This is a genomic window from Thalassotalea sp. PS06 (genome assembly GCF_007197775.1).
GTDB lineage: Bacteria > Pseudomonadota > Gammaproteobacteria > Enterobacterales > Alteromonadaceae > Thalassotalea_A.
The window spans coordinates 1437185-1449402 of the sequence record NZ_CP041638.1 but is presented as its reverse complement, the minus strand read 5'-3'; the positions used below and the strand labels follow the sequence as shown (position 1 = coordinate 1449402).

Here is a 12218-nt window from a genome sequence, read left to right as displayed (position 1 = left end):
AAATGACGTTCATCGACTCCCATCACCACCTGTGGGATATGGGTGAGATATCTTACCCCTGGCTAGAGGCCAGGGGCAGTAAGCGTTTTTTTGGTCAGCCTGACCCTATCAGGAAAAATTACTTACCTAAGGATTATCAGAGCGACCATCAACAATCAATTACAACAAGTGTGCATATTCAGGTTGGTTGTATAGAAGAACATAATGTTCGTGAGAGCCAGTTAATAGAAACTTATATAGAACAAGGAGCGCCCATAGGCGCCATTGTTGCGGCCGTTGACGTGCGCCAAAAAAATCTCGAGCAGCAATTACTCGATCAGAGCGTCTGTCCGCATGTAAAAGGCGTGCGGCATATGATTGGTAAAAGCCCGACAGAAAATCATTTATTACCAGAATTTGTAAGCGAAGAATGGTTATCTGGCTGGTCATTAATCAGTGACCGAGGTCTTACGTTCGATCTTCAACTCACCGAGGAGCAATACCAAAGCGTTTTTCAAGCGCTTCGCCAAGTTCCAGAGCTGAAAGTGGTATTGTGTCATTTTGCCTCTCCCTGGGATCAAAGCGCTGACGGATTTTCCCGATGGCAACTTGCAATGAGACAATTTGCTAGCCTCAAAAACTGCCATATTAAGCTATCAGGCTTTTCAATGTTCACCCATAATTTCAATCAGCAAAATTTTCTTAAATATGCCAACGCTGCGATCGACATATTCGGGGCTGAACGCTGCATGCTGGGCTCTAACTTTCCCGTCGATAAACTGCATATGGGTTTCGACCAATTGATACATTCATGGCAAACACTATGTGCAGGACTAGATATCAGGCAAAGCCAGCAAATACGTGTTGAAACCGCTCGTAATTTTTATCAACTTAAATAAAACACGGCAGATTTAAACCTCGAAAAACTGACCACCCCGTTAGCGCCACTTGAAATGAATCACCAACAACGTTTTTCTATGGATTTAGAGATAGACAAAAGTCAGGAACCTTACCAATAGGCTCATTATTTCTTACCTTTCCAGCAATAAAGATTAGTGAGAACCATAGAGCCTCAATAATAAATAGTGCCGCTAAATACCTTTAAAACTGTCGTAATTCGTATAAATCGCCTAGCTTTAATTACGTCTTCCTGTGCTCTGACTGAGTGAGTTAAACATTAAAAGTTAGTGGTTTTTGGAGATTATGACTCTTAGATTTCCTACGATGTGGTACAGCATTTTGTTGATAGAAGCAGCCCTTATCATACCGATAAGCGCAAAGCTTCAGGCTGCAGGGGTAAGTGACAAGCCGATGATCATTGCCCATCGTGGTGCCAGCGGCTATTTACCAGAGCACACGCTGGCCAGCAAAGCACTGGCCCATGCCATGAAGGCAGACTTTCTCGAGCAGGATTTGGTGATGACCAAAGACAATCACCTGATTGTCTTTCATGACCTGACATTGCAGGACAAAACCGATGTCGTTGATAAGTTTCCCGACAAAAAACGAGCGGATAATAATTACTATGTAATCGACTTTACCCTAGACGAAATTCGTCAGTTAGAGTTGCTTTCTACTGAAAGCCCCGGTGCTAGACTGCCATTTAGTACTTTTGCCGCCGCTCCTTCGGAGCTGTCAATGAAGATCCCTACCTTCGAAGAAGAAATCGAGTTTATCCAACGCTTAAATTTGACCCGGGAGGCCCCCGTTGGTCTGTACATTGAAATCAAAGCGCCACAAATGCACCAGGAGCAAGGTAAGGACATCACCAGCAAACTCTATAATCAGCTGATGGATGCACAGCAGCAATTAGCGGACACGCCGATTATCATTCAAAGTTTTGATGCTAAGGCACTGACCAAGCTCAGGGGCAAACTCGATAACGCGAACTGGTATATTCCTATCGTACAATTGATTGGCGAAAATGGCTGGCAACAGGCTTATCAGAATGTTGATGGCAAATCCCAGGCGTTTAATTATCAACGCATGGCAGAGGATTCTGGACTGAAGGAGATCGCCAGTTACGCCCAGGGTATTGGTATTAATGTAAAACACGTATTTGCCGATGACTGCTCGTATCAGGGCGGAAAGCGCTGGATACAACAAGCTCAAAATAGCGGTCTTATGGTTCACGCCTTCACATTTCGGCGCGACAAGCTACCAAACTGCACCACTAGCTTCAAGCAGCTGCATCAGCTGTTTTTTAAGGAACTGAGTATCGACGGTATTTTTACCGATTATCCTGACGTTAGTGCCTATTATCGGGATAATGAATGATACAGCTATCACCCTGTACATATGTTTTGAAACATATTCGATATTGCTAAATTCTTTAGGAAACTCAGTGCCCTTGATCGGAGTTGTTGCCGCAATCATGATGATGTGGACACCTCGCATTACCAATGTACTCAATGCGATTTGATTTATGAATACCGACAAGGAAGCCGTGTGTACTATCATCATGACAAAAAGTGCAAGCTTCACAAAATTACGACACTTTTTCGGTTAATGTATAGCAATCGTTATACGGTCAAGGAAAAACATGTATAAACTCTTGGCATTATTTATATTTTTACCGTTTGTATCATTCGCAGAAAATATTGAGCTGGTTGAAAAATTTATCCAATTAACGGATGCGACCAAAGTAAAAGGCGCATCTCAAAAAGATATTGATAAGGTTGCGGCATTGCTTGGGGATGACATGCGTTATCAACACCCGAATTTCAATGCCGATTTAACCAAGGCGCAATTTATCGAGGGTTTATCTCGATATTTAGGGGCTGTAGATGCGATGGATTCCGTCATAACTACAAAAATTGTTGGTTCTGACGCGATAACCGTGGCCTTTATCTCGACAACAATCAACAATGGTAAAACAGACATCGACGAGCGGCCATTAATGCGCTTGTTCGAGTTCAATCAAGGTAAAATCGCACTCGTTAAAGAGTATTGGTAAACCTGGCACTGCAAAAGTATTGTTCAGGTTATGGTTATAGTTGTGATTTCAGTTCAAGCTACCTGGCCACGATAAATAACACTGACTGGTGGGGGTTTACTCCACTTGAACTAACGTTTAGGTTTACCTTAACCATTACAATACCAGTGGAGAATCCTCGACACGAGATGAATACGCCGCCACAGAAAAATGTATATGTCGCGCATAAAGCATCATTAAGGAGCCTATGATGTCAACATACAAGCTATCCGTCCTGCTGGTTGAGGACAATCAAGAGATTGCCAGTCAGGTTGTGGCTTATCTGGAACAAAAAGGCGTTTTGGTCGATTATGCTGCGAGCGGTAAAGTGGCATTAAACCTGATACAAAACAATGTGTTTGACTTGGTTATTTTAGATTTAATGCTGCCTGATGCTGATGGATACGATTTGTGTGGGCAATTGAAAAATCATGCGAAGCATCACTTGCCGGTTCTGATGTTGACCGCTCGAGACAGCCTAAACGATAAATTACAAGGTTTTGAAAAAGGCGCCGATGATTACCTTACCAAACCCTTTGCGTTAGAAGAAGTATACATGCGCTGCTTAGCGCTAAGTCGGAGAGTGAAACTCCATCAAGAAAAAATCACCGCCGTAGGCGAGCTAACGCTGGACACCGGGCAAAAAACGGTTCAGCGCCAGGGCCAGGCTATCTCGTTATCGCAAACGGATTTTACCATTTTAGAAATTCTGGTTATGGCTTATCCTAATGCGGTTAGCAAAAGAGAGTTGGTTCAAAAAGTATGGGGAGACGATGCCCCGGAAACCGACGCGGTACGCAGCCACATTTATACCCTGAGAAATGGCGTCGATAAACCTTTCGAACAAGCGATGATCAAAACCGTGCATGGTATCGGCTTTAAGCTGGTCATTAACGAATAGAAATCTATGAAGCCAATCAATAAACCAGCCCTAACCGCAAAGAGTGGATCGATAAACACCGCCATCAGTAAGTTGCTGGTATCTGTTGTGCTGATCATTACCCTGTTTTACAGCACACTTTTATTAATTTATTCATGGGTGGTGGAAGACAATATTTTTAATCGTCAGGTAATGGATGAAGCGGCATATATTCAAGAAGTTTACAAAGCCACTGGTGAGATAGTTCAGCCTCGCTCCTCTTACATGACATTGCACCTTAATTGGCAAGGATTACCGCCACAGTTTAAGAAAGAAAAGCAACAAAAGCCGGATAAGGTTGAATTTGATTATCCCGACGGCAGAACCATTCACTTGCAGTTATTTACCATCGAAAACCAAACCTATGTGTTATCCGCAGACGTCGCTGGATTTGAAGTCAGCCGTGATTTTCTGCCGAGAATTTTATGGATGCTGGCGTTATTAAGTTTGTGTTGTTGTCTGGTTGTTGCCGTTGTCGCTATTTTTAAGGCCAGAAGAATCACCCATCCGCTTAATCGATTAGCCGAGCAAGTAAGTAAACACCAACGCATTGAAGACATTCAAGTTCAAGGCCACTACCCGAATAACGAAATTGGTACCTTGGCAGCCCGAATAAAAGATGCTTTTGAGCGCTTGGTTCAAGCCTGGGCCAGAGAAGCCAACTTTACCAAAGATGTGAGCCACGAAATTAGAACGCCGGTTACCATTGCGAAAAACCTTTTAGCAAAGCCTTTTTCTGAAGTGTCACAGAGCGACTGGCACACATTACATGACGCCAATCTCCGGTTAGAACAAACCACCGAAATCTTACTCGCTTTAGCAAGAAATGAATCTACCAAACTAAGCAACACTAACCTGACGCAACTGCTAGAACAGTGCTTATTACAAAATACAGACGTTAATCTAAGTTCAAAAGGACAGGATATCGAGTTTGAAATAGAAGCCGAACAAGACGTTTATCAAACCATTAATGAGAATCTCGTATCGATATTGTTTAACAATGTTTTGTCAAATATCGTGCACTATACATCGGGAAAATCGGTAACGATAAAAATCACCTGCAACGACATCACTTTTACCAACGCCTATCACCAGACGCCACCAACCGAGCTTTTAAAAAGCGGCGAAAAAGGCCAAAACAGCCAGGGTATTGGCCATGGATTGAGTTTAGTGAAACGCATTAGTGATGTATGTGGTTGGCAGGTTTTGGTTTCCGCGACTAAAAAACATTTTGTTTTAACATTAAATTTCGATAAATAGCCCACCGATATATCGCGCCTGCCCGATTTCTTCACAAAAGCACGACACTTCTCACTTTAATATCTAATTATTATCAAAATGGAGACATTAAAATGAGAAGTTTATCATTGGTTATATTCCTGCTTGTCAGTTGCATAGCAACAGCCGCAAGCGCAGACAAGACTACAAAACAGAAAAAAATCGCTTTGGTTATTTCCGGGTATGCAAGTCAGGGCAATCCAGCACTTAGCTATGATCAGGAAGAATTAGCACAAAGTTACCTGACCTTGATTAACAATGGCATCGACATCGATATTATCAGCCCCCAAGGTGGTGCGGTACTGGTTAAAACTAACAAAGATGATTTACCGTATATTCAGCAGTTTAAAAACAACACTCAGGCATTAACCCAGTTAGCGAATACCTTGTCAGCTGAACAAGCCAAGACACAACACTACGATGGCTTGTTCATTGTTGGTGGCGATGGCGCAATGTTCGACTTGCCCAAACACCGAGGCATACAAAGCCTGATACAAAAATTTGCGCAACAAGACAAACCGATAGCGGCGGTTTGCCATGGCCCGGCAGCGCTGGTTGATATAAAACTACAAGATGGCAGTTATTTTGTAGCGGGAAAAACCGTTAATAGTTTTACGCTTACCGAAGATCAGGCCTTTAAAAAAGAACACATTGAGCTGTATCCATTTATCGTACAAACAGAGTTGGAAAAACGTGGCGCTAATTTTGTTGCGAACAAACCCATGTTGCCATACGTGGCACAAGACGGAAATTTAATTACCGCACAAAACCCGATGTCAGTGGCAAAAGCTGCAGAGGCACTAGTACTAAAACTCGGCGTAACACCTAAAGTTCGCAAAATGTTTAAAGACGAAGCCACCTTCGACTTACTTTCTAGAGCTGAAAATGAAGGGTTTAATCTGATTGATGTAGAAATCGCTAAAAACCCTAGTGCATATGATTATAACTACATGGCGCTTTATGGATACTACGCCTTTCAAATTGCCAAAACACCTGAGCAAAAACGGTTCCAACTAAAGTTGATGGCACAGCTAAGAGATCATGTTGTCGAATATCAACCAAGATACCAACTTGCACTGATATCAGCGAACTTAGAGCTCGACCTGCAGGAACAGGCAAAGCAGGAATACGCATGGTGGTTAGTAAACTTTCCAGAGCAGAACATACCCGATGCCCTTTTAACAAAGCTAAAACTATGATTTTTATTGGGCTTAACATATTGAGTTTTGTCTTAGCGGCATTTGTGTAAATGATGTGTTTGCAAACAGTACTCTTTATGTTTTGCCGAGTCATTGCAGCATACTGAGCAGATCATCAGGCGCTATATCCAACATCAGCAATGCGTGTTATGTCACTTAGGGTTTGACTCGCTTAGAGTGGAAAGAAGTAGTGAAAAAAAGGTGAATAAAATTGAGACTATTTGGGTGTACCGAGATCACAAAGCGGTAATCGTTACCAACCTTTCAACAAACCAATAACCTGCTATGCACCCTGTAAACATCAGAATACCATTGCGAACGCGATCGTAATGCTTACCTAAATTGATTACTTTTTGGAATAGTGTAAATGCCATGACAAATAGGATCTGACCAACCTCTACCCCCAAATTGAAAAAAATGAGTGTGGGCCACTTCTGAGTTTCTGCAGCACTGAGCTCTGCAAGTGCACTGGCAAAGCCCAACCCATGAAGCAGACCAAAGGCTCCAATGATGAATATAATTCTCCAATTCCAGTAAAGGTCTTGTTTGCCTTTTGCCATTAGCGACTGCCTGGCCATTAAGATTATTGAAAAGGCAATCAGGCTTTCCACTGGCGCAACCGCTACTGAAAGGACATTGAAATAGCTCAGCCCAAGAGTCAGTGAGTGTCCGAGCGTAAATGCAGTGATTATTGCTATCAACTGGCGACCACGCATAAGAAAACAAAGGCAGAGAATAAAAAGGAGGTGATCCCATCCAAACCAGATGTGTTCTATGCCTTCATACAAATAAGTGATCGCGAGTGTTGACAGTGTTTGTAGGCTAGCGCTTTGGTATAAAAGAGGAATATCAATCCCTGCGGGACCCGGTATTAGATTGTGTATATGCTTTGGCTGAGAGGAAACGTCGTTGACAAATCGAGCACCGTCCAAACGCCAGGGCGTTCGAATCGTTCCCTGTAATGGTTCTGAGCAATAAAAATTATAAAAAATGCGAATACTTTGTGAGCGGTCAGTGCGCTTTGTTTCCTTTAGTTCGCATCCCTGTGGAAGAGTAATGCCAGCGCTCGAAAAACTCGATACCGGAATGGTCGCACTCAAGACATAAAACCCATCTCCAGGGGCGCTCGACAATCGCAGGTGGCCGAGTTGAAAAACATCGGCCTGTACAATGCCAGTCCAAAGCAGACATGTCAGTATGTAAGCGGTGCTACCCCTGAGTATCGTTGCGAACATGATATTTCTTACGCAAATTCAGCATGAACTTTTCGATCGACTCTCTCTCCAAAGCCGTTGTTACATCGATTCTAACCTGGTCTCGTATATCTGGGTACGGTATCAGCCTCGGGGCATGCCACTCCCGAACCCTGGTAACAAACCAACCATTGTCTCCGACAGACATAGCAAACCACTTGCCTTGTTCAGCCCTCTCTAACTGCTCCAACTGAGCCTTATCATAAAGCGCACGCAGTACACTTTTTCCGTAGCGGTCAAAGCTACGCCGCTGAACCTTGCCGATGTGTTTCAACTCTGGCTCTTTAGCCAAAAGAAACAATATTTGCGTGGTGTTCTTTGGTGCTTCGGGAAAATGAAACTGGTCAAAACTGATCTCAGATTCCGTTTTGTATATATCGAGATTACTGGAATAGTAATCCAGTAATTCGCCTTCGTCAGGAAGGTTAATATTGCTGACCATGTCCAGACGCATTCGCTCGACTAATACATCCCGAACTCTAGGGTCGTAACGATGAATCCCTTGTTCAAGGGCTTCCAGAAACAGGATTTCCCTATCAATAAACGCTTGAATGGTTCTCGCTTCCTCTTGTTGTTGCAAGGGCCTGCCAAGAAGCATAACTCGCTCTTCAAGTAATTGATTTTTGGTATAGTCGGAAACATCAACAGAATAGGTTGCGGTAGGTTTGTAATAGCTATGGACGCTGAAGATGATGGCACCACATAAGATAAACAGCCAGAGCGGATCCTTGATTAACCGGTCAATGAAAAGCATACCTATTCCCTAAAATCACAAATCAGCGTTCGTTTGGCTCATTACTATTTTTCTTCTCTTCTGGCTTTTTTCCTGTGCCATAGAGAGGGTCTGTTTTTTCCGTTTTTTCCGCTGCAACTGCTTTCATTCCGGCTTCAGGTTGCTGGTGTTCTGTGGTCAGTTCGGAATAGTAGTTTTCTTCAAAAATGCCCTTTTTGTGCATCGCAATGCCCGTCAAACAAGCGTTAACAATATAGTTAGCATTCATGGCAGAACGATAGGTTGGGTCCAGATTTGGCGCTAGCTCAACCAGTTCAAATCCAATAATATCGTTTTGTGCGCAAAGATTTCTGACGATTGGCATCGCTTCACGCATTGTCAGTCCGCCTGGGACTGGTGTACCTGTGCCTGGAATAAAAGCCGGGTCCAGAACATCAACGTCAAATGAAATAAAGAGTTTCTCAGTATTCTCCCGTGCTTCGCGAAGTGCATCTGTCATAACTGCATCCCAGCCACGTTTTTCAACCTCTGCCATGGTATGGTATCGCATGCCATTAGTTCGCATCCATTCAAAACCTTCCTTGCCAGGCCACCCGCCACGCAACCCTACCTGTATGAAATTTTTACCGGGAATGTGACCTTCCTTTATGAGGCGGTATACCGGTTGACCATGGGTAATAAAATGAGCGGCACCTTTGCCGGCATCATAATGTGAGTCAAAGTGAATCACACTAAAACTACCTTTCCCATGAACGTCTGCAAGGCCTGCAACATCGGGGTACTCTAGGCTATGGTCACCGCCGATGATAAAAGGTATAGCGCCAGTTTTAGCAATTTCAGCGACGCGCTCACGCACATGATGTACCGTAACCTCAGTGCTCCAGTTATCGACGGCGATATCGCCGTAATCGACAACCATCAACTCTTTACTGGGGTTGATCATGGTGGTCATATCGATTTCGCCGATCCCTTGCTCATTGCGCATTGCCATTGGCCCAAACTTCTGACCTCGGTGATAGCTCCCCATATCCAGAGGTGCGCCAACAATCGCAACCTCAACCTTACCTGCAATCAGATCTTCTGGGTATAAGGCGATAGGAAACCCACCAAAAGTTGCGATACCGCTCGTTGGTTCAGCGTACCGACTTACGTGAAAAGGCCCTGGTTCACGTTTTGGCTCAACATCCCTTGGACGCGCGACTTTCCACCAATTAAACCATGAGGAATCTGTATTCAATGGAATAGCTGACAAGTCAGAATCTTTGTTGTACGCATATTGGGAAAGGGTCGATTGAACTGCGTCGATGTACGCTTCGATTTCCTCTGTCGATTTTTTTTCGAGAACAACAATAAGTTTTTCTCGTGAACCCGCAAAAATCTCAGCATCCTTTTTTTGCAGAAACATGCGCTTCTCTTCAGGTAACGAAGCAACGCGCTCAGCCAACCAGTCAGGAAGTTGAATAAGTTTTTCTTTCTCCCCTTCCTGAGCCAGTGAAACTATTGAGACAGGTGCGAGTACCATTGTAAATGCTAATGCCTTTAAGCCTCGTCCAATATGCTTGCTTAACCATGGAGTTAATTTTGTACGCATCTTGACTTCACCTTCCCTTAGTTCAATCGTTAGTAACTCTATAATCGACTCGAAAGCAAATAAATTCAAGTTTTACTGCAAGTTGCAGTACTTTACATGATGAATTGACTTGGTTTAACACAAATGAACTTGGACGAAATTTCGACCATTATTAATCACCTTTTTGACAATCAACACTTACCAAATACAGCGAAACTGGCACACGATAATAGAGAGTTTTTTACTGAATAATGGCGGTTATAAACAAGGATGTTTTGTATGCCTACATCACATGAATGTAAAAGATAACGGTTATAAACATGGATGTTTTGTATGCAATCATTCCAGGGATGGAAGAAATGATTGTTATCGACATGGACGTCGTGTATGCCGACATCACATGGATGTAATAGATGTCGGCGACGGAGAGATATATCAAATACGTCCTGTATTTGACCCTGCGGGCGCGCAAGCGCGTGAAAATTTGCTCCAGACAAATTTTTCGAACTCCGAGTTCTCATCTCTCCAAGTATCAATAAAAAAGGCCCTGGTAAAAACCAGAGCCTTATTTATTAATGGCGGTGACGGAGAGATTCGAACTCTCGATACGTTTCCGTATACACACTTTCCAGGCGTGCTCCTTCAGCCACTCGGACACGTCACCTAAAATCGAATTGTAGTTTCAAACACTGTGTGCGTGAATGAGCGCGTATGTTAGGGAAAATTTTGCTTGGAAGCAAGTAGAAATCCGAAAACTTAAGTTTGTTTGCCGCTTTTTTCACCTAAAAAGCGGCAAAGACGGCAGAGCACAGATCGTAACCTTGATTACTCGCAAAGGTCAGGAAAAGCGCTCTGTCTGTCATCTGAATTCTGTGCACTGTCCACTTCGCTTAGACAGCAGACTGCAGATCGTAACCTTGGTTACTCGAAGTGCTCAGAAAAAGCAAACTTGCCAAGATTTCCGTATTCTGTAATCTGTAGTCTTCCATCTCATTCTGTGCACTGTCCACTTCGCTTAGACAGCAGAGCACAGATCCCAACCTCGGTTACTCGCAGAGTGCAGAAAAAGCAACCTTGCCAAGATATCCGTATCCTGTAGTCTGCCATCTTTTAGCCTTTGTCCGATAAACAAAGGCTAAACCGTTATCGATTCTTTAATTGCGCCGAAAAGTCGAGCATGCGGTTTAAGGATTTCAATGCGCCGTCGCGTAGATCCATATCGACAAAGATTTCTCGACCGGTACCATCGATTAGGGCATCATGAATGGCTTTTAAGCCGTTCATTGCCATCCAGGGGCAATGTGCACAGCTTTTACAGGTTGCGCCCTCACCTGCGGTTGGTGCTTCGAAAAATTCTTTTTCCGGGCACAACTGCTGCATCTTGTAGAAGATACCGCGATCGGTAGCCACGATGAATTTGTTGTTATCCAGCTCTTGAGCCGCTTTGATAAGCTGGCTGGTTGAACCAACAGCATCGGCCAAATCGATGACGGAAGCTGGAGACTCTGGATGCACAAGTACGGCCGCATCTGGATGCAAGGCTTTCATGTCTGCCAAAGCTTTGGTTTTGAATTCGTCATGAACGATACAGGCACCATCCCACATCAGCATGTCAGCACCGGTTTGCTTTTCAATGTAAGCGCCAAGGTGCTTGTCCGGGCCCCAGATAATCTTTTCGCCCTGCTCGTCCAGGTGCTCTACGATTTCCAGTGCGCAGGATGAGGTTACAATCCAATCCGCGCGAGCTTTTACTTCGGTAGAGGTATTTGCATAAACCACTACGATGCGATCCGGGTGCTTATCACAAAACTCATTAAATTCTTTGATTGGACAGCCCAGATCCAATGAACAGGTGGCTTCCAAAGTTGGCATTAATACGGTTTTTTCAGGGGTTAACACCTTAGCGGTTTCCCCCATGAACTTAACACCAGCGACAATTAAAGTTTCTGCCGGATGTTGATTACCAAAGCGCGCCATCTCCAGAGAATCGGCAACACAGCCACCGGTTTCTTCCGCCAATGCCTGAATTTCAGGATCGGTGTAATAATGGGCAACTAGAACCGCGTTCTTTTCCTTTAACAGCTGTTTGATTTTATCTTTGTACGCGTCTTTCTCCGCATCGCTCAGCTTTGCCGGCTTGGCAGGAAAGGTGTAATCAAAATCAACGGCTAAGGTGGTCTCTAACATTCGTAAACAACTCGTGGGACTTAAAAACTGCCGCATATTATAAATCAATCGATTTTAAATGCCTATAGTCCTGAAGAGCAGCAAATAGCACGCAATCGAAGATTGCTCCTGGCACACGATGAACGA

General features: G+C 43.8%; 10 protein-coding genes and 1 tRNA gene. 6 read left to right on the top strand and 5 right to left on the bottom strand.

The features are described from left to right. Positions 1–2: 2 nt before the first annotated feature. From FNC98_RS06350 to FNC98_RS06325, 6 genes are all read left to right on the top strand, one after another. Positions 3–878 carry an amidohydrolase family protein gene (locus FNC98_RS06350; RefSeq protein WP_143580458.1) on the top strand — a complete coding sequence of 292 codons (876 nt, stop codon included), beginning with the start codon at positions 3–5 and terminating at the stop codon, positions 876–878. Between the two features lie 325 nt (positions 879–1203). After that, on the top strand, positions 1204–2256 hold the full coding sequence (gene glpQ, locus FNC98_RS06345; RefSeq protein ID WP_185968081.1) for a glycerophosphodiester phosphodiesterase: 1053 nt from the start codon (positions 1204–1206) through the stop codon (positions 2254–2256). Positions 2257–2521: 265 nt separating this feature from the next. Beyond that, positions 2522–2935 carry a nuclear transport factor 2 family protein gene (locus tag FNC98_RS06340; RefSeq protein ID WP_143580456.1) on the top strand — a complete coding sequence of 138 codons (414 nt, stop codon included), beginning with the start codon at positions 2522–2524 and terminating at the stop codon, positions 2933–2935. Positions 2936–3164: 229 nt separating this feature from the next. Next, entirely contained in the window at positions 3165–3854 is a 690-nt protein-coding gene (locus tag FNC98_RS06335) for a response regulator transcription factor (protein ID WP_143580455.1), read from the top strand. A 6-nt stretch (positions 3855–3860) separates the two neighbouring features. Beyond that, positions 3861–5132, top strand: a complete 1272-nt coding sequence (locus FNC98_RS06330; protein WP_143580454.1) for a sensor histidine kinase — start codon at positions 3861–3863, stop codon at positions 5130–5132. Positions 5133–5224: 92 nt separating this feature from the next. After that, entirely contained in the window at positions 5225–6349 is a 1125-nt protein-coding gene (locus tag FNC98_RS06325) for a type 1 glutamine amidotransferase domain-containing protein (protein ID WP_143580453.1), read from the top strand. Positions 6350–6585: 236 nt separating this feature from the next. On the opposite strand, the gene FNC98_RS06320 is transcribed toward FNC98_RS06325, so the two are convergent. The 5 genes from FNC98_RS06320 to nadA form a co-directional block, all read right to left on the bottom strand. Further along, positions 6586–7584 (bottom strand): HupE/UreJ family protein, encoded by a 999-nt coding sequence (locus FNC98_RS06320; RefSeq protein WP_143580452.1) that lies wholly within the window; start codon positions 7582–7584, stop codon positions 6586–6588. Continuing rightward, entirely contained in the window at positions 7559–8356 is a 798-nt protein-coding gene (locus FNC98_RS06315) for a peptidylprolyl isomerase (RefSeq protein ID WP_143580451.1), read from the bottom strand. Before FNC98_RS06315 ends, FNC98_RS06320 begins: the two co-directional genes overlap by 26 nt. A gap of 22 nt (positions 8357–8378) precedes the next feature. Continuing rightward, positions 8379–9995 (bottom strand): agmatinase family protein, encoded by a 1617-nt coding sequence (locus tag FNC98_RS06310; RefSeq protein WP_260680511.1) that lies wholly within the window; start codon positions 9993–9995, stop codon positions 8379–8381. 486 nt (positions 9996–10481) lie between these two features. Next, positions 10482–10569: transfer RNA gene (locus FNC98_RS06305), tRNA-Ser, on the bottom strand. Positions 10570–11048: 479 nt separating this feature from the next. Further along, positions 11049–12092, bottom strand: a complete 1044-nt coding sequence (gene nadA, locus FNC98_RS06300; RefSeq protein ID WP_143580450.1) for a quinolinate synthase NadA — start codon at positions 12090–12092, stop codon at positions 11049–11051. Positions 12093–12218 lie beyond the last annotated feature (126 nt).

Excerpts from the sequence above, each read along its gene's own strand:
- FNC98_RS06350 (WP_143580458.1), top strand. The coding sequence starts at position 3 with ATGACGTTCATCGACTCCCATCACCACCTGTGGGATATGGGTGAGATA.
- glpQ (WP_185968081.1), top strand. The coding sequence starts at position 1,204 with ATGTGGTACAGCATTTTGTTGATAGAAGCAGCCCTTATCATACCGATA.
- FNC98_RS06340 (WP_143580456.1), top strand. The coding sequence starts at position 2,522 with ATGTATAAACTCTTGGCATTATTTATATTTTTACCGTTTGTATCATTC.
- FNC98_RS06335 (WP_143580455.1), top strand. The coding sequence starts at position 3,165 with ATGTCAACATACAAGCTATCCGTCCTGCTGGTTGAGGACAATCAAGAG.
- FNC98_RS06330 (WP_143580454.1), top strand. The coding sequence starts at position 3,861 with ATGAAGCCAATCAATAAACCAGCCCTAACCGCAAAGAGTGGATCGATA.
- FNC98_RS06325 (WP_143580453.1), top strand. The coding sequence starts at position 5,225 with ATGAGAAGTTTATCATTGGTTATATTCCTGCTTGTCAGTTGCATAGCA.
- FNC98_RS06320 (WP_143580452.1), bottom strand. The coding sequence starts at position 7,584 with ATGTTCGCAACGATACTCAGGGGTAGCACCGCTTACATACTGACATGT.
- FNC98_RS06315 (WP_143580451.1), bottom strand. The coding sequence starts at position 8,356 with ATGCTTTTCATTGACCGGTTAATCAAGGATCCGCTCTGGCTGTTTATC.
- nadA (WP_143580450.1), bottom strand. The coding sequence starts at position 12,092 with ATGTTAGAGACCACCTTAGCCGTTGATTTTGATTACACCTTTCCTGCC.